General features: G+C 59.2%; 19 protein-coding genes, 1 tRNA gene and 1 pseudogene. 8 read left to right on the top strand and 13 right to left on the bottom strand.

Annotated elements, in window-relative coordinates:
* Positions 1-185: 185 nt before the first annotated feature.
* Together rpsO and KR100_RS07585 are read left to right on the top strand one after the other, a co-directional pair.
* A complete protein-coding gene (gene rpsO, locus KR100_RS07590; RefSeq protein ID WP_038544529.1) occupies positions 186-455 on the top strand; it encodes a 30S ribosomal protein S15 in 270 nt (89 codons plus the stop codon).
* 44 nt (positions 456-499) lie between these two features.
* Positions 500-907 (top strand): PAM68 family protein, encoded by a 408-nt coding sequence (locus KR100_RS07585; protein ID WP_038544527.1) that lies wholly within the window; start codon positions 500-502, stop codon positions 905-907.
* Here the strand turns inward: KR100_RS07585 and KR100_RS07580 are convergent.
* The 9 genes from KR100_RS07580 to KR100_RS07540 form a co-directional block, all read right to left on the bottom strand.
* Positions 904-4422 (bottom strand): DNA polymerase III subunit alpha, encoded by a 3519-nt coding sequence (locus KR100_RS07580; RefSeq protein WP_038544525.1) that lies wholly within the window; start codon positions 4420-4422, stop codon positions 904-906. The genes KR100_RS07585 and KR100_RS07580 overlap by 4 nt on opposite strands.
* A 69-nt stretch (positions 4423-4491) precedes the next feature.
* Positions 4492-5952 carry an Asp-tRNA(Asn)/Glu-tRNA(Gln) amidotransferase subunit GatA gene (gene gatA, locus KR100_RS07575; protein ID WP_038548300.1) on the bottom strand — a complete coding sequence of 487 codons (1461 nt, stop codon included), beginning with the start codon at positions 5950-5952 and terminating at the stop codon, positions 4492-4494.
* A gap of 42 nt (positions 5953-5994) precedes the next feature.
* On the bottom strand, positions 5995-6240 hold the full coding sequence (locus KR100_RS07570) for a DUF1816 domain-containing protein (protein WP_038548298.1): 246 nt from the start codon (positions 6238-6240) through the stop codon (positions 5995-5997).
* A gap of 56 nt (positions 6241-6296) precedes the next feature.
* Entirely contained in the window at positions 6297-7973 is a 1677-nt protein-coding gene (gene rlmB, locus KR100_RS07565) for a 23S rRNA (guanosine(2251)-2'-O)-methyltransferase RlmB (RefSeq protein ID WP_038544523.1), read from the bottom strand.
* The gene (locus tag KR100_RS07560) at positions 7970-8395 is read right to left on the bottom strand and encodes a ribonuclease III domain-containing protein (protein ID WP_051847383.1); all 426 of its coding nucleotides are present in this window, start codon (positions 8393-8395) and stop codon (positions 7970-7972) included. The genes rlmB and KR100_RS07560 overlap by 4 nt, the downstream gene beginning before the upstream one ends.
* Entirely contained in the window at positions 8392-8778 is a 387-nt protein-coding gene (locus KR100_RS07555) for an STAS domain-containing protein (protein WP_038544521.1), read from the bottom strand. Before KR100_RS07555 ends, KR100_RS07560 begins: the two co-directional genes overlap by 4 nt.
* Positions 8779-8810: 32 nt before the next feature.
* Positions 8811-9962 carry a glutamine-hydrolyzing carbamoyl-phosphate synthase small subunit gene (gene carA / locus KR100_RS07550; RefSeq protein WP_038544520.1) on the bottom strand — a complete coding sequence of 384 codons (1152 nt, stop codon included), beginning with the start codon at positions 9960-9962 and terminating at the stop codon, positions 8811-8813.
* Positions 9963-9992: 30 nt separating this feature from the next.
* Positions 9993-11039: an anthranilate phosphoribosyltransferase gene (gene trpD, locus KR100_RS07545; protein WP_038544518.1), complete on the bottom strand. Its 1047-nt coding sequence runs from the start codon at positions 11037-11039 to the stop codon at positions 9993-9995.
* Positions 11040-11146: 107 nt separating this feature from the next.
* The gene (locus tag KR100_RS07540) at positions 11147-11476 is read right to left on the bottom strand and encodes a DUF3288 family protein (RefSeq protein WP_038548293.1); all 330 of its coding nucleotides are present in this window, start codon (positions 11474-11476) and stop codon (positions 11147-11149) included.
* A gap of 70 nt (positions 11477-11546) precedes the next feature.
* On the opposite strand from KR100_RS07540, the gene KR100_RS07535 reads away from it, so the two are divergent.
* From KR100_RS07535 to KR100_RS07510, 6 genes are all read left to right on the top strand, one after another.
* Positions 11547-13319, top strand: a complete 1773-nt coding sequence (locus KR100_RS07535) for an ABC transporter ATP-binding protein (protein ID WP_038548292.1) — start codon at positions 11547-11549, stop codon at positions 13317-13319.
* Positions 13320-13387: 68 nt separating this feature from the next.
* Positions 13388-13654 (top strand): hypothetical protein, encoded by a 267-nt coding sequence (locus KR100_RS07530; RefSeq protein ID WP_038548289.1) that lies wholly within the window; start codon positions 13388-13390, stop codon positions 13652-13654.
* 71 nt (positions 13655-13725) lie between these two features.
* The gene (msrA, locus tag KR100_RS07525; protein ID WP_038544515.1) at positions 13726-14439 is read left to right on the top strand and encodes a peptide-methionine (S)-S-oxide reductase MsrA; all 714 of its coding nucleotides are present in this window, start codon (positions 13726-13728) and stop codon (positions 14437-14439) included.
* Positions 14439-14618 carry a hypothetical protein gene (locus tag KR100_RS07520; protein WP_038544513.1) on the top strand — a complete coding sequence of 60 codons (180 nt, stop codon included), beginning with the start codon at positions 14439-14441 and terminating at the stop codon, positions 14616-14618. Before msrA ends, KR100_RS07520 begins: the two co-directional genes overlap by 1 nt.
* 68 nt (positions 14619-14686) lie before the next feature.
* Positions 14687-15022, top strand: a complete 336-nt coding sequence (locus tag KR100_RS07515; protein ID WP_038544511.1) for a hypothetical protein — start codon at positions 14687-14689, stop codon at positions 15020-15022.
* A gap of 14 nt (positions 15023-15036) precedes the next feature.
* Positions 15037-15110 (top strand) — tRNA-Pro (locus KR100_RS07510).
* Positions 15111-15314: 204 nt separating this feature from the next.
* Here the strand turns inward: KR100_RS07510 and KR100_RS07505 are convergent.
* From KR100_RS07505 to KR100_RS07490, 4 genes and pseudogenes are all read right to left on the bottom strand, one after another.
* Positions 15315-15782: a Crp/Fnr family transcriptional regulator gene (locus tag KR100_RS07505; protein ID WP_156097973.1), complete on the bottom strand. Its 468-nt coding sequence runs from the start codon at positions 15780-15782 to the stop codon at positions 15315-15317.
* 319 nt (positions 15783-16101) lie between these two features.
* Positions 16102-17076 (bottom strand): annotated as a pseudogene (pstS, locus tag KR100_RS07500) (phosphate ABC transporter substrate-binding protein PstS).
* A 174-nt stretch (positions 17077-17250) separates the two neighbouring features.
* The gene (locus KR100_RS07495) at positions 17251-17529 is read right to left on the bottom strand and encodes a hypothetical protein (protein WP_038548285.1); all 279 of its coding nucleotides are present in this window, start codon (positions 17527-17529) and stop codon (positions 17251-17253) included.
* Positions 17530-17616: 87 nt separating this feature from the next.
* Complete coding sequence (locus KR100_RS07490) at positions 17617-18420, bottom strand: 3'-5' exonuclease (protein ID WP_038544509.1); 804 nt, start codon at positions 18418-18420, stop codon at positions 17617-17619.
* Between the last annotated feature and the right edge of the window lie 5 nt (positions 18421-18425).

Raw genomic sequence — 18425 nt, 5'->3', positions numbered from 1 at the left:
TAATTGCTCGTAATCTGAGATGTCAAGTTCATTTCAGCACGGCCGCAGACTTTGTCATCATTAGCCCTCATTTGAGCCCACATTGTTGCAAAATTATTCTGATATAGCAGCGGTTGAGAACCGTCGCCATCTCCCCCCTCCAAGCCATGAATGTATAGTGTTGAATTGGAGTCTTACGGCGCGGTATGTCGCTTGACACGAGCGAAAAGCAGCAACTGATCAACTCACACCAGACCCACGGGACAGACACCGGGTCCCCCGAGGTTCAGGTGGCGATGCTCACGGAACGCATCAGTCGATTGAGCAGCCACCTGCAGAAGAACAACCACGACTTTTCGTCCAGACAAGGACTGCTCAAGATGATTGGTCGCCGAAAGCGGCTCCTGAGCTACATGCGTGGCAAAAGCGAGCAGCGCTACTCAGATCTGATCAGCAAACTTGGCATTCGCGGTTAAGACGTCTCTGCATCAAGCTGACCTGACTCGGGGTCCCGCACCTTATGGGCAATCAACGCAGGGGGCTGCCCTTCGAACCAGACAGGGGTAAGGCCGGGTCGACACCATCGGCTGGAAACGCCAAGGCGACACAGGCCATCCCGAAGTCAGTCGCCAACCGCATGGCACGGCGTGTTGCCGTGTTCACCGGGCTTCCAACACTGGCGGGCATGGGAGTGTTTGTGGGCAGTTATGTCCTCATCACCCGTGACATTGCTGACATCGCACCGGGGACAACTCTTGCGGCATCAGGCTTCTGCTTCCTCCTTGGCCTTGGGGGCCTGAGCTACGGAGTTTTGTCGGCCAGTTGGGAAGCCAACGATGGAAGCCTTCTTGGTTTGGAAAATCTTCGAACCAACCTGGATCGAATGCGCAGCTCCATTCGAGCTCAAAAACAAAATCGTTCCAACTAACCGACCACCAGCTGCCCACTGCAACGCGCCGAGAACTGCTCAGTCTGCAGATCCCGACTGGCAGCCAAGGGGTCGCGCACACAGAACTGGGATCCAAGACGCACATAACGAACCGAATCACCGAGCCGGACTTCGGCAATCACGGGAACCTTGATCCCAAGCTCCTCTCGATCCGGCATGTGCTGCTGCAGGCACTCACGGAGTTTGTGCTGCACGGCGATGTCGCTGGCTTGCTCACCAGATAATTCAACGAGCAGCAACTGAACATCGTCGATGGCACGGCAGTCGTCAATGATCAGTTGCACCCGTTCATCACGTCGGTCGACGCCTGCCCAGACAAGCAGTCTTGTTTCTGCAATCAGATGATCAGAGAGGCGGGCATAGCTCTTGGGGAACACCACTGCCTCGCAGCTGCCGGTGAGATCCTCCAGCTGCAGGATGGCCATTCGATCGCCCTTGCGCGTCGTGACCTGACGGAGTTCGCTGATCATCGCAATCGCGCTCACCTTGGTTTTATCGGGTTGCTCCTCAAGGGAGCCCAGACCGATCGGCGCAAGAAGCTTGGCCGGGGCCGTGAGTTGTTTCAGAGGATGATCCGAAAGGTAGAAGCCAACGAGCTCCTTCTCGAGACGCAGCTTTTCTGCAGGGGGATAGTCGGCAACAGGGGAGGCCTTGGGCGCCAGGCTCAGGTCTGCCGGCGCGTCAGCATCCTGAGCTGAGGCCATGAGATCGAAGAGATTTCCCTGGCCACTGTCCCTGTCCTTCGCCCTCGATGAAGCCCATTCCAGCAACAGATCCAGATCAGCCATCAGTTGGGCGCGATTGCCACTGTCATCGAGGGCATCAAGGGCACCGCAGTGAATCAAGGCTTCAAGACCGCGTCTGTTGAGCGCCGAGGATGGCAATCGATCGCAGAGATCAGCCAGTGAACGGAAGGGTCCTGCGTGCTCCCGCTCTGAAATCAATTGACGGATGGCCCCGTCCCCCAGATTTCGAACAGCTGAGAGTCCAAACAGGATGCGATCACCAGTCGGCGTGAAATCGGTTCTCGACGCATTGACATCAGGGGGCAGCACTTCAATGCCCATGGCGTTGCAGTTCGAGATGTATCGCTGAACCTTGTCTGCAGCACCGGCATTCACCGTGAGCAAAGCCGCCATGTAGGCAACGGGGTAGTGAGCCTTCAGATAGGCCGTCTGATACGTCACAGCTCCATAAGCTGTCGAATGACTTTTGTTGAAGCAGTACTCAGCGAACAGCACCATCTGATCGAACAACTCATCGGCTACCGATTCAGCCACCCCACGATCGGCGGCTCCTTTGACAAAAATTCCTCGATGTTTCTGCATTTCCGAGACCTTTTTCTTGCCCATGGCTCGGCGCAGCAGGTCAGCCTGGCCCAGTGAGTAACCAGCAAGATCCTGGGCGATTCGCATGATCTGCTCCTGGTAGACCATGATCCCGTAGGTCTCACTGAGGATCGGCTCGAGAGTGGCATGGGCGAAGTCGATCGCTTCACGTCCGTGTTTGCGGTTGATGAACTTGGGAATCAGCCCCGCATCCAGTGGACCCGGACGATACAAAGCGAGGATCGACGAAATGTCCTCGAGGGATGAAGGCTTGAGATCGCGGACGATCTGACGCATGCCACTGGACTCGAGCTGGAAAATACCCTCGAGGTCACCTCGTGCAAGCAGGGCATAGGTCTCTGGGTCCTGGGGGGGCAACCGATCCGGGTTCACCCGCTCTCCACTGCTCACCTCAACGAGCTCCAGGGTTTTATCGATCATCGTGAGGTTTTTGAGCCCCAGAAAATCCATTTTCAGAAGACCCATCGACTCCACGTCCTCCATGAAGTACTGGGTGATCACCTGACCATCGTTGTTGCGCTGAAGAGGCACCAGTTGATCAAGAGGATCGGCTGCAATCACCACTCCGGCGGCATGAACACCAAACGTCTTGTTGGTTCCCTCGATCCGCATCGCCATATCAACCCAACGCTTCACCATCGGATCAGAGTCGTACTTGTCGCGAAACTCAGGATTCGGTGACTCAGGCCCGATCATTGCCTTGAGATTGGCTGGTTTGCCGCGCACCACAGGAATCAATTTGGCCAGCCTGTCGGCATCGCCGTAGGGAATATCCAGCACACGGGCGACATCCTTGAGTACAGCCTTGGACGTCATCCGGTTGAACGTGATGATCTGCGCGACCTTGTCGTCGCCATAGCGTTCGGTGACGTAGTCAATCACCTCGCCACGGCGCTCGATGCAGAAATCGGTGTCGATATCTGGCATCGACTTGCGTTCCGGATTCAGAAATCGTTCAAACAGAAGGCCATTGCTCACCGGGTCGATGTTGGTGATTCCGAGGGCGTAGGCAACCAGTGACCCTGCAGCGGATCCCCGGCCAGGACCCACCGGGATGTTCTGCTCTCGTGCGAAGCGGATGTAATCCCACACCACCAGGAAATACGTGGGGAATCCCATCTGCTCCATGATCTTCAACTCATGGATCATGCGGTCGGCGTAGAGCGGATCGATCTCCGACTCAGCCTTCAGCTCCAGGCGATCTCTGAGCCCCTGTTCAGTCACCTCTCGGAGATAGGTCTCAGCTGTGTGTCCCTCTGGAATTGGGAACCTTGGCATCTGGTAGTGACCAAGAATGTCGTAAGCCTCGACTTTCTCGGCAACCTTCACGGTGTTGGCGATCGCTTCCTGCACAACCGCTGGTTCGAGGTGATCGGCGAAGAGACGTCGCATCTCTTCTTCACTTTTGATGTATTCGGTCCCGGTGTAGCGAAGTCGCTTCTCATCACTGATCAGCTTGCCTGTGAGAACGCAGAGCAGGGCGTCGTGGGCCTCAACGTCCTGCTTACTGAGGTAATGGGCATCGTTTGTCGCGACCAGCTCAATCCCGAGTTCACGCGCGATCCTGACGATCTCGACATTGACGATGCGATCTTCGGGAGAGCCGTGATCCTGGATCTCCAGATAGAAATCCTCACCAAAGATCTCCTGATACCAACGCGCCACGTCGCGAGCGACCTCTGGCCTGCCGCGAAGAATCGCCTGGGGAATCTCACCCCCCAGACAGGCGGTCGCCACGATCAAGCCTTCGCTGTATTGCTTGAGGAGATGCTTGTCGATGCAGGCACGGGAAAAAATTCCGCGGCCACGCATGCCACGTAGATGGCTGATGCTCGTGAGCTTCACCAGATTTCGGTAGCCCGTGGCGTTCTTGGCAAGAACGACAAGGTGGTAGCGCTTCTCCTTTTTTTGCTGCGGATCGTCGATCGATCCATTGATCACATACATCTCGTTGCCGATGATCGGCTTGAGATTCGTGCCCTTGCACAACTTCAGCAGCTCGATCGCGCCATACATGACGCCATGATCTGTGAGTGCAATGGCCGGCATTCCCAGCTGTTGCGCCCGCTCCACCATTCCAGGAAGCTGCGAAGCTCCATCCAGGAGGCTGTAGTCGCTGTGGTTGTGGAGCGGAACAAAAGCCATGTCCACAGCCTAGGACCCAACGCAAGATCAAGCGTGGCAACAAGCCGTCAGCACCACATGTGGTGCTGACTATGGAATCAAAGACGCCGACGGGCGTTGTGCATCGATGTCTGCAACTTGTTCGTACTGGTGAGCCACCTGAAGAATCCGAGCCTCCTCGAGCACGTTGCCGATGAGTTGTACGCCGATCGGGAGACCTGCATTGCTGAACCCGCAGGGGACACTGATGGCAGGCAGACCGGCGAGATTGACCGGAATCGTCAGCAGATCCGCCAGATACATGGACAGGGGGTCGTCGGCGTGGGCACCCGCACGGAAGGCTGTGGAGGGAGCCGTTGGAGTCAGCAGAACATCCACGCTCTGAAATGCCGCATCAAAGTCACGTCGGATCAACGTCCGCACCTGCTGAGCTTTCTTGTAGTAAGCATCGACGTAGCCCGCCGAGAGGGCATAGGTGCCGATCAGAATCCGACGCTGCACCTCGGCGCCGAACCCTTCAGCACGACTGCGCGCCGTCATCGCTGCCAGGGACTCCGCATCCTCCGCTCGATAACCGTATTTCACGCCGTCGTAGCGGGCGAGGTTCGCCGACGCCTCGGAAGGCGCGATCACGTAGTAGGTCGCAATTCCATCGGTGAAGCGGGGACAACTCAACTCCACAAGCTCAGCGCCGAGAGCCTCCAGCTGGGAGGCAGCCGTCATGACCGACTGCTTCACCTCAGGATCAAGGCCGTCGGCTTCAAAGCATTCTCTGATCAGGCCAACCTTCAGTCCCCGAATGTTTTGATTCAATCCGGAGAGGTAATTCGGTACTGGAGCCTTCAGGCAGGTGGAATCACGGGGATCAGGACCAGCCATCACCTGAAGCAGCTCCGCCGCATCCGCAACGCAGGACGAGAACGGGCCAACCTGGTCTAGGGAACTGGCAAACGCAACAAGACCCCAGCGACTGACTCGGCCGTAGGTGGGTTTGAGACCCACCACACCGCAGAACGATGCAGGCTGACGAATCGACCCTCCCGTGTCCGAGCCAAGGGCCGCCATGCACTCACCGGCAGCCACGGCAGCCGCACTGCCTCCAGAACTACCACCCGGTACGTGGGCTGTGTTCCAGGGATTGGCGGTGGGTCCGAAAGCAGAGGTCTCCGTGGAGCCCCCCATCGCGAACTCGTCCAGATTGGTCTTCCCAATCAACACGGCGCCTGAGGACCAAAGCCGCTCGGTCACCGTGGATTCATAGGGAGGCACGAAGGTCTCCAGCATCCGACTCGAACAGGTGGTGCGAACGCCACGGGTGCAGAGGTTGTCTTTGATTGCAAGGGGAACCCCAGCCAAAGCACCGAGCTCATCGCCTGCCGCCCGGGCAGCATCGATTCGATCGGCATCGGCCCGAGCACGATCCGCGGTGAGCTCCACAAAGGCATGGATCTGAGGGTCAACGGTTTGGATGCGCTCCAGTTGCTGGTCCACCAGCTCCCGCGACGACACCTCGCCATTCAGCAATTGCTGACGCCACGCGCTTATGGTCATCTCCGGCAAACGGACGCTGCGGCGACGCTATCAGTCGTTGGTTCAGCCCTCGGCTGCGATGGTGAGGGGTTCTCCGCGCCGGGTCCGCAACACGGTGTGGTTCATCGACGACGGCTGTTCTGAGCCGATGTCCTCAAGGAATTTGCCGAGCTCTCTCTCAAGACCACGACGCGTGACGAAGGGGCCGAACCAGTACGTGACGTCTGGCCCTTCGGTTTCCACCCTGGCCCACCAGGCCATGCCGAGTCCGTTGGCGAGACTGCGCAACGGCTGGATCAGAGGACTCATGCAACCGAGAAATCGCCCCAGCATTTTGCACTCCTCGGGGCGAATGTGCTGTCAAATCAGGACGATAATTGGATGCTCTGATCAAACCGGATCGAAGCGCCCTGCGGCGATTGACTGAGATCCAGCGCAACTTCCGTCAACGGAGTGTCTGAACCATCCTTGGGCGATGACGGTTGTTGTTTCTGATCGGGTTGTTGTGACGTCGCTGTCTGTTCTGAAGTCGCTGGCTGTTCTGACCTAGGCGGCTGTTCTGATTGGAAGGCTGGCCCTGATGACGTTTGCGGTTCTGGCGACACGGCCTGGGCTGATTCGAAGACCTGCTCAGTGGAAACAGCCTGCTCAGTGGAAACAGCCTGCTCAGTCGCGACAGCCACATCAGTGGAGGGCGAGTCCTGAACAGGTGCGGTTTTCGGCCTGGTCATCGGTGGGGATGGAGCCTGGCCGTGGATGTCTTTCATCCAGCCTCGACGAGCCACTTCATAGACGCAGAGAGCCGTGGCCACCGAGGCATTCAGGCTGGGGGTCACGCCACGCAGTGGAATCCGGACGAGGTGATCACAATGGCGCCGGGTCAGCAGAGACAGTCCCTGGCTCTCGGAACCGGTCACCAGAACAAGAGGTCCGTCCAGATCCACATCCAGCAGCGTCGTGTCGCCCTCGGCAGCGAGACCGATGACGCGGTAACCAGCATCCTTGAGTGTCTCGAGTGATCGATTGAGATTGACAACGCGGGCCACCGGCATATGCTCCAGCGCGCCGGCCGCCACCTTGGCGACGGAACCGGTGAGTCCAGCACTGCGCCGCTGCGGCAGAACCACACCGTGGGCTCCCATCGCTTCGGCGGACCGGACCACAGCCCCGAGATTGTGGGGATCGGTGACGCCATCAAGGGCCAGCAGAAGTGGCGCCTCACCCAGCTCCTTGCAGCCGTTGATCAGGGCATCGAGGTCAAGGGTGTCTGCAGCGGCCGTCTGCAGCGCGATGCCCTGATGCACCGAGCCTCCGGTGACCTGACCGAGGCGAGCCCAGGTGACCTCCTCGACAAGGACGCCGGAACTCTTGGCATCTCGAAGAAGCTGCAGGAACTTGGCTGCGCTCCGCATTTCAGGCGTACACCAGATTCTGTGAATCGGACGCCCGGATTCCAAGGCCGCAAGACTGGCGTGTCGCCCCCAGATCAGGTCATCGGGCGGTGGTGAGGCTGCGAACGCTTCCGGCTCCAGTTCGCGCTGGGGACCCATCCGCGATGGTGGTCGACGGTCCTGCATCGAGCGCGGCATCCGTTCTTGGCGGGAATCACGCGGTCCATTGCGAAGGCCAGCGCGCGGGCCAGCTCCCCATTCCGGACGTGATCCTGACCGAGACGTGCCAGAACGGGATGAACCGGCACGAGCCGGAGAACGCGATGGACCGCTGCGGGTCGGGCCGGAACGCGTCGGACCATTTCGGGATGGGCCCGAACGGGATGGACCGCTGCGGGATGGGCCAGGTCGGGATCGATCAAAACGTTCCGATCCCATTTCATCGTCCCGGCGTCGCATCGGTCGCTCGCCACGAGGCTGGTCAGGGGTGGGATTCCAGTCGCGTCGCCATTCGCGACGTCCACGGCTGTCCGATTCGGATCGCGAACTTCCACCTGTGCGGCGTCTGCCATCCCTCAGGGGACGGCCATCACGGCTGGATCGTGGATCGCGTGGCGGACCACCGGAACGACGTTCAAAACGAGGACTCATGGGGTTTCGAAGCGTTGTTTCGACGGTTGTCCGGTGCTTTCCAGCTGATCCAGTAGCTGCGCGAGGCGGTCTGGATTGTGCAAAAACAGCCAGCCAACCATTGTCTCAAATCCAGTGGCCTGGCCATAGGTCGCAGCATCAGCTGATCGGGGTCCGCGGCCGGCGCGGTTGCGACCTCGGCGAACCAGAGCCTTTTCCTCGTCCTCGAGCCAGGGTTCAAGCCGTTGCAAAGCAATGGCTTGAGCATCGGCTCTCACTTCGGCCACGACGGCACGATGAAGATCGTCTGAACGACCGGGTTGTCGGCAATGGCGCAGGCGTTGATGAAGTTCCCAGACGGCATCGCCAAGCCAGGCGAGCTGCAGCACGCCCAGATCAGAAGAACCCGGTGAATGCGGATGGCCTCGGATCCAGTCGCTCAAGCGGTCATCCGACTGAGCGCTGTAGGCAGATCATTCACCAAATTCAGAAACTCCTCAAGGCGTACAAGTTTCACTGTCTGAGTGACTCTGGAGTTGCCCACAACTGCAAATGATCGTTTGGCGTCCTTGCACCTCTTGGAGACCTGAACAAGCGCTCCAAGGCCTGAGGAGTCGAGGAAATCAATCTTGCTCAGATCAATTACTGAAGGCAGTTTGCTGGCTTTGAGGACATCGCCCACGTAGTCCATGAACTGCTTCTCGGAATAGGCATCCAACTGACCGGTGAAGTGAAACACCAGGCAGCCATCCTTCTGATCAAAGCCGCCGCGGAGCGAAACGGTCAGTCGCTGCAATTCGCTGATGGGACCAACCCCTCCGGGCATTCACGCACGGAGTGTAGGGATCCTGGCGACTGTCAACCACGCCCTGAGCGGCGTTCCCCCATCAACGCCGCAAATCGGGCGAAGTGATGATCGGCATCATGCGGTCCTGGACTGGCCTCAGGGTGATATTGCACTCCGAAGACAGGTTGATAACGATGGGCAAAGGCGGCCACGGTGCGGTCGTTGAGGTTCCAGTGGGTGACATCCACGACGTCCTTTGGCAACGACGTCGCATCCAATGCGAAGCCATGGTTCTGGCTGGTGATCTCAACCTGTCCTGTGGTGCCACATGGATGGTTCAGGCCGCGATGGCCATACGCCAGCTTGAACGTGCTTCCTCCGAGGGCTAAACCCAGAATCTGATGGCCAAGACAGATCCCGAACAAGGGGAGATCGGCCTGCTCAAGGAGTTGCCTGGCCAACGTGATTCCCCCGACGACGGCGGACGGATCACCGGGACCGTTGGAGAGGAACACGCCGTCCGGTGAATCCTGCAGCACAGTGTTCAAATTCGTGTCTGCGGGAAACACGGTCACATCGCAGCCATGGGCCACAAGACGATCGAGAATGGCCCGTTTGATCCCGAAATCGATCGCTGCAACGCGGTAGGGGTGCTCCAGCCGCGACTTGAGGCGCTGATCGAACCCGACACGAGAGGGAGTCGAGCGTGAGTAAGGCGTTTTGGTGCTCACCTGATCAGCCAGGTTGAGGCCTTCCATCGATGGAGCGGAGCGGAGCTCGGCCAACAGCTCGGTCTGGGAGCGTCCATCGCTGCTGATCACCCCGTTCATGGCACCGCCCTCCCGCAGATGACGAACGAGCGCTCGGGTATCGATGCCGCAGATCCCGACGACATCGTGTTCAGCCATCCACGTGTCGAGAGGCTGCTGACAGCGCCAGTTGCTCGGCCTCGGAGCCAGCTGGCGGGCAATCACTCCACGGGCATGGGGACGCTCTGCCTCCTGGTCCTCGGGATTCACCCCGGTGTTTCCCAACTCCGGATAGGTGAATGTGACCAGCTGACCCGCATAACTCGGATCCGTGATCACTTCCTGATATCCAGTCATTCCTGTGTTGAACACCACCTCCCCGACAACGGAGCCCCGATGACCGAATGAGCGGCCCCGGAGGACGGTGCCATCCGCAAGGATGAGATGAGCATCAGCGGACGATGAATCAGTCATCAGCGCTGTCCGATGCGAAGCGATCTGTCTTCATTCTCCATTTCGATCGGCCAAAGCCATACGCAGTCCCTCGAGGCGCTGCCAGGGCAGCCCACGTTCCATCACATCCAGGGACTGCTGCACAGCCCGTGCGAGATCCTGCTCCTGGCCGGCGGCCCAGAGCACCAGTGCCGTGTTGAAGGCCACGACATCCATCTGAGCGCGGCTGCCCCGTCCTTGCAGCACCGAACGCAAGATCTCCTGATTGGCGGACAGATCACCACCCTTGAGTGCCTCCAGCGGAGCCTGGATCAGGCCGACATCCTCGGGGGCGATGGTCTGCGGCGTGATGGTGCCGGCTTCAATCATCTGCAACTGATTGGGACCGGCAAGGGACGCTTCATCCAGTCCTCCAGCACCATGAACAACGATGGATCGCTGGACTCCAAGATCCCGCAAGGCCCCTGCCATCGGCAGCAGAAGTTGCTCGCGAGCCACCCCCAGCACCTGGGCCTGGGGTCGGAGGGGGTTCACCAACGGTCCAAGCAGGTTGAACACCGTGCGAACACCAAGGCTGCGTCGCAGAGGCGCCAGGTTCACGAGAGCCGGATGCCATGCCGGAGCGAAGAGAAAGGTGACACCAGCCGTTGAAAGGGCCTTCACCACCGTTGCCAGTGGTGCCTTGAGCTGCAGACCGAGACCCTCCAGAACATCGGCAGAGCCCACCTTGCCGCTGGCACTGCGGTTGCCGTGCTTGGCCACCGACACGCCACAGGCCGCCGCAGTGAAAGCAACAGCTGTCGAGATGTTGAAGGTGTCGGCACCATCACCACCGGTGCCACAGGTGTCGACCATCAGGAGTTCGGGCCGTTCACAGGGAAGGGGGCATGCCTCACGCAGAACAGCCGCCATCGCCGCCAGTTCCTCGGACACCAGTCCTTTGGCACGCAAGGCGATGAGGAAGCCACCGGTCTGAACCGGCGTGAGCTCCTCGGCCAGCCAGGCCCGCATCAGGGCAGTGGACTGCTCGTCGCTGAGATGGTGCCCTTCGATGACGCTGTCGAGAAGTGCTGGCCAGGACGGACGTTCAAAGGACATGGCGACGGACCAGTGACAGAAAAAAACCCGGGTGCAACGCACTCCGGGCCGGGTGATGGGGACATCTCCACTATCCCCCAAAAAGCGCTTTCGTGACCAGCATTCGCTCAGCTGCCCTCGGCCTCGCTGGTATCAAATCCCGATCCAACCGCCTCATCACCGGCTGGGCCGGGGCGATACCCCGCAGTCCAGAGACCTCTCACCCGCTGGTTGAGCTCATCACGGCTGAGTTTCCAGATCGACAGAAGCCGCTGCATATCCCTCTGGAGATCATCAGCCCCCGGAAAGCCGTCGTAACGAATCAGCAGGCGCGCCAGGTCGGCCAGATCACCATCCTGCGGCGACTCCCTCGCCAGCATGCGGTCCAGGTGGTCTCGATCGCTTGCCTCCAGGGGATGGCTCTGGCTGGAGGCATCCGTGGACTCCGGTTCTGACATGGGCTGAGCGGTGCTTCTGACAGCTTGATGCAGTTGCCTGATTAGGTTGGCGCTCCTCATGGTTGACGCCGTGGCCGCCCTGCGCCTGGATCTGATCGGCCGCTATCTGCGCCCCCACCGGCGCACCGTGCTGCTCGGGGCGATCGCCCTTGTCATCGTCAACCTTCTGGGAGTGACGATCCCGAGGGAAGTCCGCAGTGCTGTCGATGAGCTCCAGGGGGGATTCGATTACGGAAGCGTCTTGCAGCAGGCCGGCTGGATCGCCCTGCTGGCAAGTGTGATGGCCGTGGTCCGACTCTTCTCCCGACAGCTGGTCTTCGGCGTCGGGCGTCAGGTTGAAGTCGAGCTGCGGCAACGAGTGTTTGATCACATGCTCAGGCAGGAGCCTGCCTGGGTTCAGAGCACCGGCAGCGGCGAGGTGATCGCTCGCGCCACAAGTGATGTTGAGAACATCCGCCGGCTGCTGGGATTTTCAATCCTGAGCCTGACCAACACCGCCTTGGTGTACAGCCTCACGCTGCCCGCCATGCTGGCGATCGACCCCGTGCTCACCCTTGTCGCGGTCGGGCCCTATCCGGTGATGCTGGCCTGTGTGCGGCTTTTCGGCAGTCGCATGATGCATCAGCAGCGCCGTCAGCAGGAAAATCTGGCCGATCTGAGTGACCTGATCCAGGAGGACCTCTCCGGGATCGGCGCCATCAAGATCTACAGCCAGGAGTCATCGGAACTGGCGGCGTTCAGCGAGCGCAATCACAACTATCGAGACAGCCAGATCCGCCTCTCCCGAACACGCAGCACCCTGTTTCCGCTGCTGGAGGGGATTTCCTCCATCTCACTGCTGCTGCTGCTGTCGCTGGGAAGCGGGAAGCTTGAAGCTGGCACTGTCAGCACCGGTGATCTGGTTGCCCTGATCCTGTACGTCGGACAGCTGGTCTTCCCGACGGCGTTACTGGGGTTCACGCTCAACACCTTCCAGATCGGCCAGGTCAGCCTCGAACGTGTGGAGGAACTGCTTCAGCGCGTGCCGCTGATTCGCGATCAGCAGCCCACCTCTGCACCGCTGACAGCCAACCCTGTGACTGAGCGCCTGAGAGGAACACTGGAGGCCAGGGGCCTCAGGATCCGGTACGAGGGTGCCCAGCAGGACACCCTGCACGGCGTCGACTTCAGCATCAAGGAAGGCGAACTTGTCTCCGTTGTAGGGCCGGTTGGCTGCGGGAAGACAACGCTGGCCAAAGCATTCGGTCGCATGGTGCCGGTGGAGCCCGGGCAACTGTTCCTTGACGGCGTGGACGTCACCTGCCTGCCGCTGGACACCCTCCGCCGATCCGTGGCCATGGTGCCCCAGGAAGGCTTTTTGTTCACCAGCACCCTGGCGGACAACCTGCGCTACGGAGATCCCGAGGCCAGCGATGCGCAGGTGCGCCACTCAGCGGAACAGGCCCGCATCGCCGATGATGTCCGCGGATTTCCCGATGGCTTCCAGACCGTGGTTGGAGAGAGGGGAATCACCCTCAGCGGCGGCCAGCGGCAGCGGACCGCCCTGGGGAGGGCACTGCTGGTGTCGTCCCCTGTGCTCGTTCTCGACGACGCGCTCGCCAGTGTCGACAACAACACCGCTGCAGCGGTTCTTGAGTCGATTCGCGGCCAGGATGACCGCACCATCGTGATGATCAGTCATCAACTGTCCGCTGCCGCAGCCTGCGATCGGATTCTGGTCATGGAAGCAGGCAGAATCGTCCAGCAAGGTCATCACAACGATCTGATCCGTACCCATGGCACCTATCAGCGACTCTGGGAACGCCAGCAGGCTGCTGAACAACTGGATGCGATGGCGTCCTGAAAGAGTTTTGAACATTGCCGGACAAACCAAGCCTGTCCGCCTTAGCTGAACAAACGTCCTCCCAGGTCATGACCAGCAGCAACCCTTTTTCCGTCCGCTGCACACTCACCTTCGGTGATATCTACGGCCAGGTGCTGGCGTGGATGGCGGTGATCTTCGTGAGCCTGGCCGCCGGACTGGCACTGATGGGTTCCTCCCGACCTCTATTCGCGCTGGTCGGCGTTGGCTTGATCCTTGTGCTGAGCCTGCCTTTCCTGCTGTTCGCTTTTGTGACCACCCTGATCAATCACATTCAGGTTGAGCCGACTCAGGAACCAGCGTCGCAAGCTGATTGATCGCGCGCGTGGTAATGGCGCCTCGGGGTCTCAACAGGTCTGTTTAGGCTCTGGAGACCAGTCGCTTCAGCATGTTTCCCTCCTGGCTTTCATCCTCCAGAGGCACGGTCGACTCCAGCGAGGAACGCCATGCCGTGCTGGGTTCGCCCCTGAGAGCCCCATTGATGACGGACCAGGAGGAAGCGATCTTCGCCTGTGGATGTTTCTGGGGAGCCGAGAAAGGCTTCTGGAGACTTCCTGGTGTGGTGACGACCGCCGTGGGATACGCGGGGGGGGAGATGACTGATCCCACGTATCAACAGGTCTGTTCAGGCCGCACAGGCCATACGGAGGGGGTTCGCGTTGTCTGGAGCACGCCCGCCATCGATTTCTCCGATCTGCTGAAGCTGTTCTGGGAATGCCACGATCCGACGCAGGGTGACCGACAGGGCAACGACAGCGGCAGCCAGTACCGATCAGCGATCTACACCACCACAGAACGGCAGATGGCCCTGGCGCTCGCCAGCCGCGACGCCTACCAGGAGCAGCTCAACTCCCGTGGATACGGTGCGATCACCACGGAGATCAAGGCCGATCAAACCTTCTACTTCGCAGAGCCCTACCACCAGCAGTACCTGGCAAAACCAGGCAGTCGTCCGTACTGTTCGGCAATGCCGACCCAGACATCACTCGGAGACTTCAAGGGTGCTGGGTATCGATTGCCATCAACGATCTGGGCCCAGTACGACTGGTCCATCAGCCACTGTGTGCTGCGCAGTGACAACTCACCCATCGCTCTGAGCTGATGCCTGAGCTGTCGGATCGGATGGTGATCCTGGCCATGCTGCTCACCCTGTTTCTGGTGTTCGGATTGGTCTTCACGACACGAGTTCCAGATCGGACAGGCCCCTCGCAGCTGCTCTGGCGAGATCAGGCACCAACACAGCAACCTGCCCCAGAATCCTCAGGAACATTGCGGATCTGACCACCTGCAACGGGCGACCTGACGCAGAGATGGCATCGTGATGGGACCTGAGCGGTGGGCTCCCCCGCGTGAACGCACCGGAGAAGCGAGAGTCGCGACATCAATTGCATCCACTGCCGCGGGGGGTGGTGGAGCTGTATGGATTGATCGCTGTTCTCGTGGTGTTGATCCCCGAGTGGCTGGCCGAGGGAACCCTCACCCTTGGCAGCGCTGCAACGACGGATCCCCTGCCCATGAGTTCTCGGGCCTGGAGGACACTCCCCGAATTACGGCTGGCCTCCATGACGCTTCTGGAGCTTCGACGCCTGGCCAGACAACGCCGGGTTTACGGCTATGCCTCAGAGAGCAGAGACCGTCTCACAGCCCGCCTCCTGAACCGTGCCAGACGCCGCAATTCTCTGTGATAGCTTGAATCTGACGGGGCGTAGCGCAGCTTGGTAGCGCACCACTTTGGGGTAGTGGGGGTCGTGGGTTCAAATCCCGCCGCTCCGATTCAACCGTCCATTCGCTCCCCGATTCACCCGATCAGGAGCCAGCCGGCGTCACTCGCCGGTTTTTTTTGCCAGCCAAAAAATCGTAAGTGGTGAGGCTGTCGATGATGAGGATGCCGATGGTGAGGCTCTCGCGCTGAAGCTGTTGTTAAGGCTGTCAGCGGTGAGGCAGATGGGAGATCACCAGAAAACGCTGAGAATCCGTCTAGAGCCAACCTTCGTCGCGCAGAAGAACAAGCACGCGAGTGACCGTGACACGTGTGGTGCTGAGCGCACTCGCAATCTCCTGGTGCGTCAGACGCAGGTTGAGTCTCAGGCCATCCTCACAGGGCTGGCCGTAATCCTGTGCCAGCAACTCGAGAAACCCACGCAGACGATCTTCAACGCGGCGAAGTCCAAGCAGGGCCAACAGCGATTCAGCCTGCCGATAGCGGGCAGCGATCGCGTCCATCATCGCGAGGGCCAACTCTGGTGTTTGCTGGACATCTGTCATCGATAAACACAGGAGATCGCAGTCCGACAGAACGACCGCGTCGTAGGCCTCCACGTTGCTGAGGTGTTCAGCAAAAGGTTCACCTGGTCCGACAAGTCCCAGAAGAAGTTCATCGCCGTGAACGGTGACCGCACCCAGTTTCACCATGCCACGCACAACAAGCCAGATGTTGTTCTTCAAAAGAGGGACAACACTGTCTGATGTGAGATGAACAAGGTTGCGTCGTTGATAATTACTTTCTAGAAGTTCTCTAAAACATCTCGTCGGTGAGAATGTTCTCGGGAAGGGACCGCAACCACGAAGTCATCCTCTGAGTCAGACAGAATGTATGAAGAAGGAGAGGACAACAAGGCAAAAAAATGATGTTCAACTGGTTAAATCTTGACTAAGCGTGGTTCAAGAAATCACCAGATCCGTCGACTTATGTCTTGACAAAAAAAGGGGGGAGCACAAGCTCCCCCTACGACCAGGCTGACCAACAACATGAATCAGCAACGATTCATTTGCCGATTTTCTTCACAGCAGCCTTGGACTTGGCCAGGATGTCGCCCTTCAGCGGGACAAAACCAAGGCTGGGTGCCTGCTGCTGAGCCTTCGAGCTCAGCATGTAGTTGAAGGCCTTTTGCACCGCGGCAGCATTGGCACCGTTGCCCTTCTTGTAAGCAAGAACCCAGGTGAGGGTTGCAATTGGGTAAGCACCTTTGGCGGAAGGGTTGGGGTTCTTGCCAGCGAGATCGGAATCAAGCTTGATGCCATTCAGGGCCTTGGCGCCAGAGGACACGGAAGGCTTGAGGAACTCGCCGGACTTGTTCTGAAGGGCAGCGGCAACAACTTTTCCCTTGATGTACGACTGGTTCACATAACCGATGGCACCCACGCGGTTCTGGATCACTGCAGCGACGCCGGAATTCCCTTTCGCACCAACTCCTGCTGGCCACTTCACAGACTTTCCGGTTCCCAACGTCCATTTAGAGGAGAACGCCTGAATGGAATTGGTGAAAGCCTTGGTCGTTCCGGAGCCATCGGAACGGTGTACCCAGACGAGCGTTCCGGGCGCGCAGCCAAGATCCTTCCAGTTCTTGATCTTGCCCATGGCAACCAAGACAGCCTTCTTCTGGGTCAGCTTCAGGTTGCAGCCAGGCTTGTTGTATCCGAATGCAATGGTTCCACCAACCATTGTAATCTAAACCACACCGCGCTTCACCTTGGCCATATCCGTCTTCTTCATCGGGTCATCCGATGCACCGAAGTTGACCGTTTGATCAATGAACGCCTTGCGCCCTGAACCGGAACCGACAGCCTGGTAATTAACCCTGGGCCCACCGGACTTAGCCAGTTCAGCAAACCAACGCTGATAAATCTTGGCGGGAAACGTTGCGCCAGCACCGTTCAGCTTTCCAGCGGCCGAGGCGGACATGCCAGCCCCGAGGACGAGAACAGAAGACAAGAGAAGAGCCTTCTTTGCGAAGCTCATGGGAGACCTTTCGGTGAAAATCTGCGCCCCAGAAGTAGCCTGGATCAACAATCTTCGTCGTTAGGATTCGTTTAAAATTGGGTAATCAATTGGTTGACATCTATTTCACTCAAGCTCCAAACATTCAGCCAGCTTGTTGTTGAGCAAAAACTGCTGTTCAACAAAAACTGGTATTCAGCAAGCATTGTCATCTCTCTGCGAACTGGGAACACGGTGCAAGCGTGTTGCCACGGAGTAGGAATCCAGCCAGCGGTTTACACGGCGCCGGTGCGTCGCGGGAACTTCCTCGATCAGCTGCGACAGCTCAACGGCCCCCAGCCGTCGAAGCGCTCGGACATCGACATGCCACAGGGCTTCAGCTTCACGGATCAGACGAGCCCAGGTGCGCACCTGCTGCCAGTGACGCAGACGTGAGCGAAGTGGACGTTGCTGATGGTGAATGAAGGCCGCCATGACAACAGCCTGCTGACAATGCAGCGGAATTCGGAAAAACAACGCAGTGGCTTCGGAGAGATGAAGCAAAAGGAACGACCGCGCTGCTCAGGCTGCCTGATGCTCCGGCAGTGGCTCAACAGCATCAACGGAGAAGGCAAGCTCTGAAGCCTCTCGCTCGCTCAGGCGCCGTGTCCAGGCGCCCTTGATCGGATCATTCCAGCGGAATCCCGCATCTTTGGCGAGATGGCGATTGTCGTAGGAGACCTGGGCCCGCATCAACTGGCGCGGCTCAAGTCCCCTGATCAACAGACCCTCGAGATCCTCGCAGCGACGAAACACTTCGGCGATGTAAGTGCAGTCGCTCAGGGCACGATGGGCAGCCCAGACCGGGATCTCGTAGGCCAAGGCGAGATCACGGACGGAAGGGCGACTGCGCAGTTGCCGCTCCGCTGGCCATCGGATGTCCTCCATCGTGCAAAGCCAGGGTCGTTGGACAGCGGGAAGCGAACCATGGCCGAACCACTGACGATCGAAAGCCGCGTTGTGGGCCACCAGAACATCAGCGGCATCAATCAGTGCTGAGAAGTAATCCAGAGCCTGCCTCCACGGTTGAGGCAGACGGGTCACAGAGGCTGGAATGCGGTTGATCGGTTCTGCCGCGTTGCTGGACACCGGAAGCAGGAACGATTGCTGGGCGAGAACCACCCGATCGGCCACGGAGAACAAAATCGATCCCACTTCAAGACAGTGATCCTGCTCGGGATCGAGACCGCTGGTTTCGGTGTCAATGATCAGCAGGCTGTTGGGCACAGGCAGGCTGTCGGGAACGACCATTGGCCCTGATGCCGTGGTGGGCTCCGAGGCAGACACCTGAGGCTCTCCACTCAGCAGATTCAGTTGCTCACCCATGCCGA

The organism is Synechococcus sp. KORDI-100 (genome assembly GCF_000737535.1).
In the GTDB taxonomy this organism is placed as follows: Bacteria; Cyanobacteriota; Cyanobacteriia; order PCC-6307; family Cyanobiaceae; genus Parasynechococcus.
The sequence above is the reverse complement of the archived record's forward strand: the minus strand, read 5'-3'. Positions and strand labels throughout refer to the sequence as shown.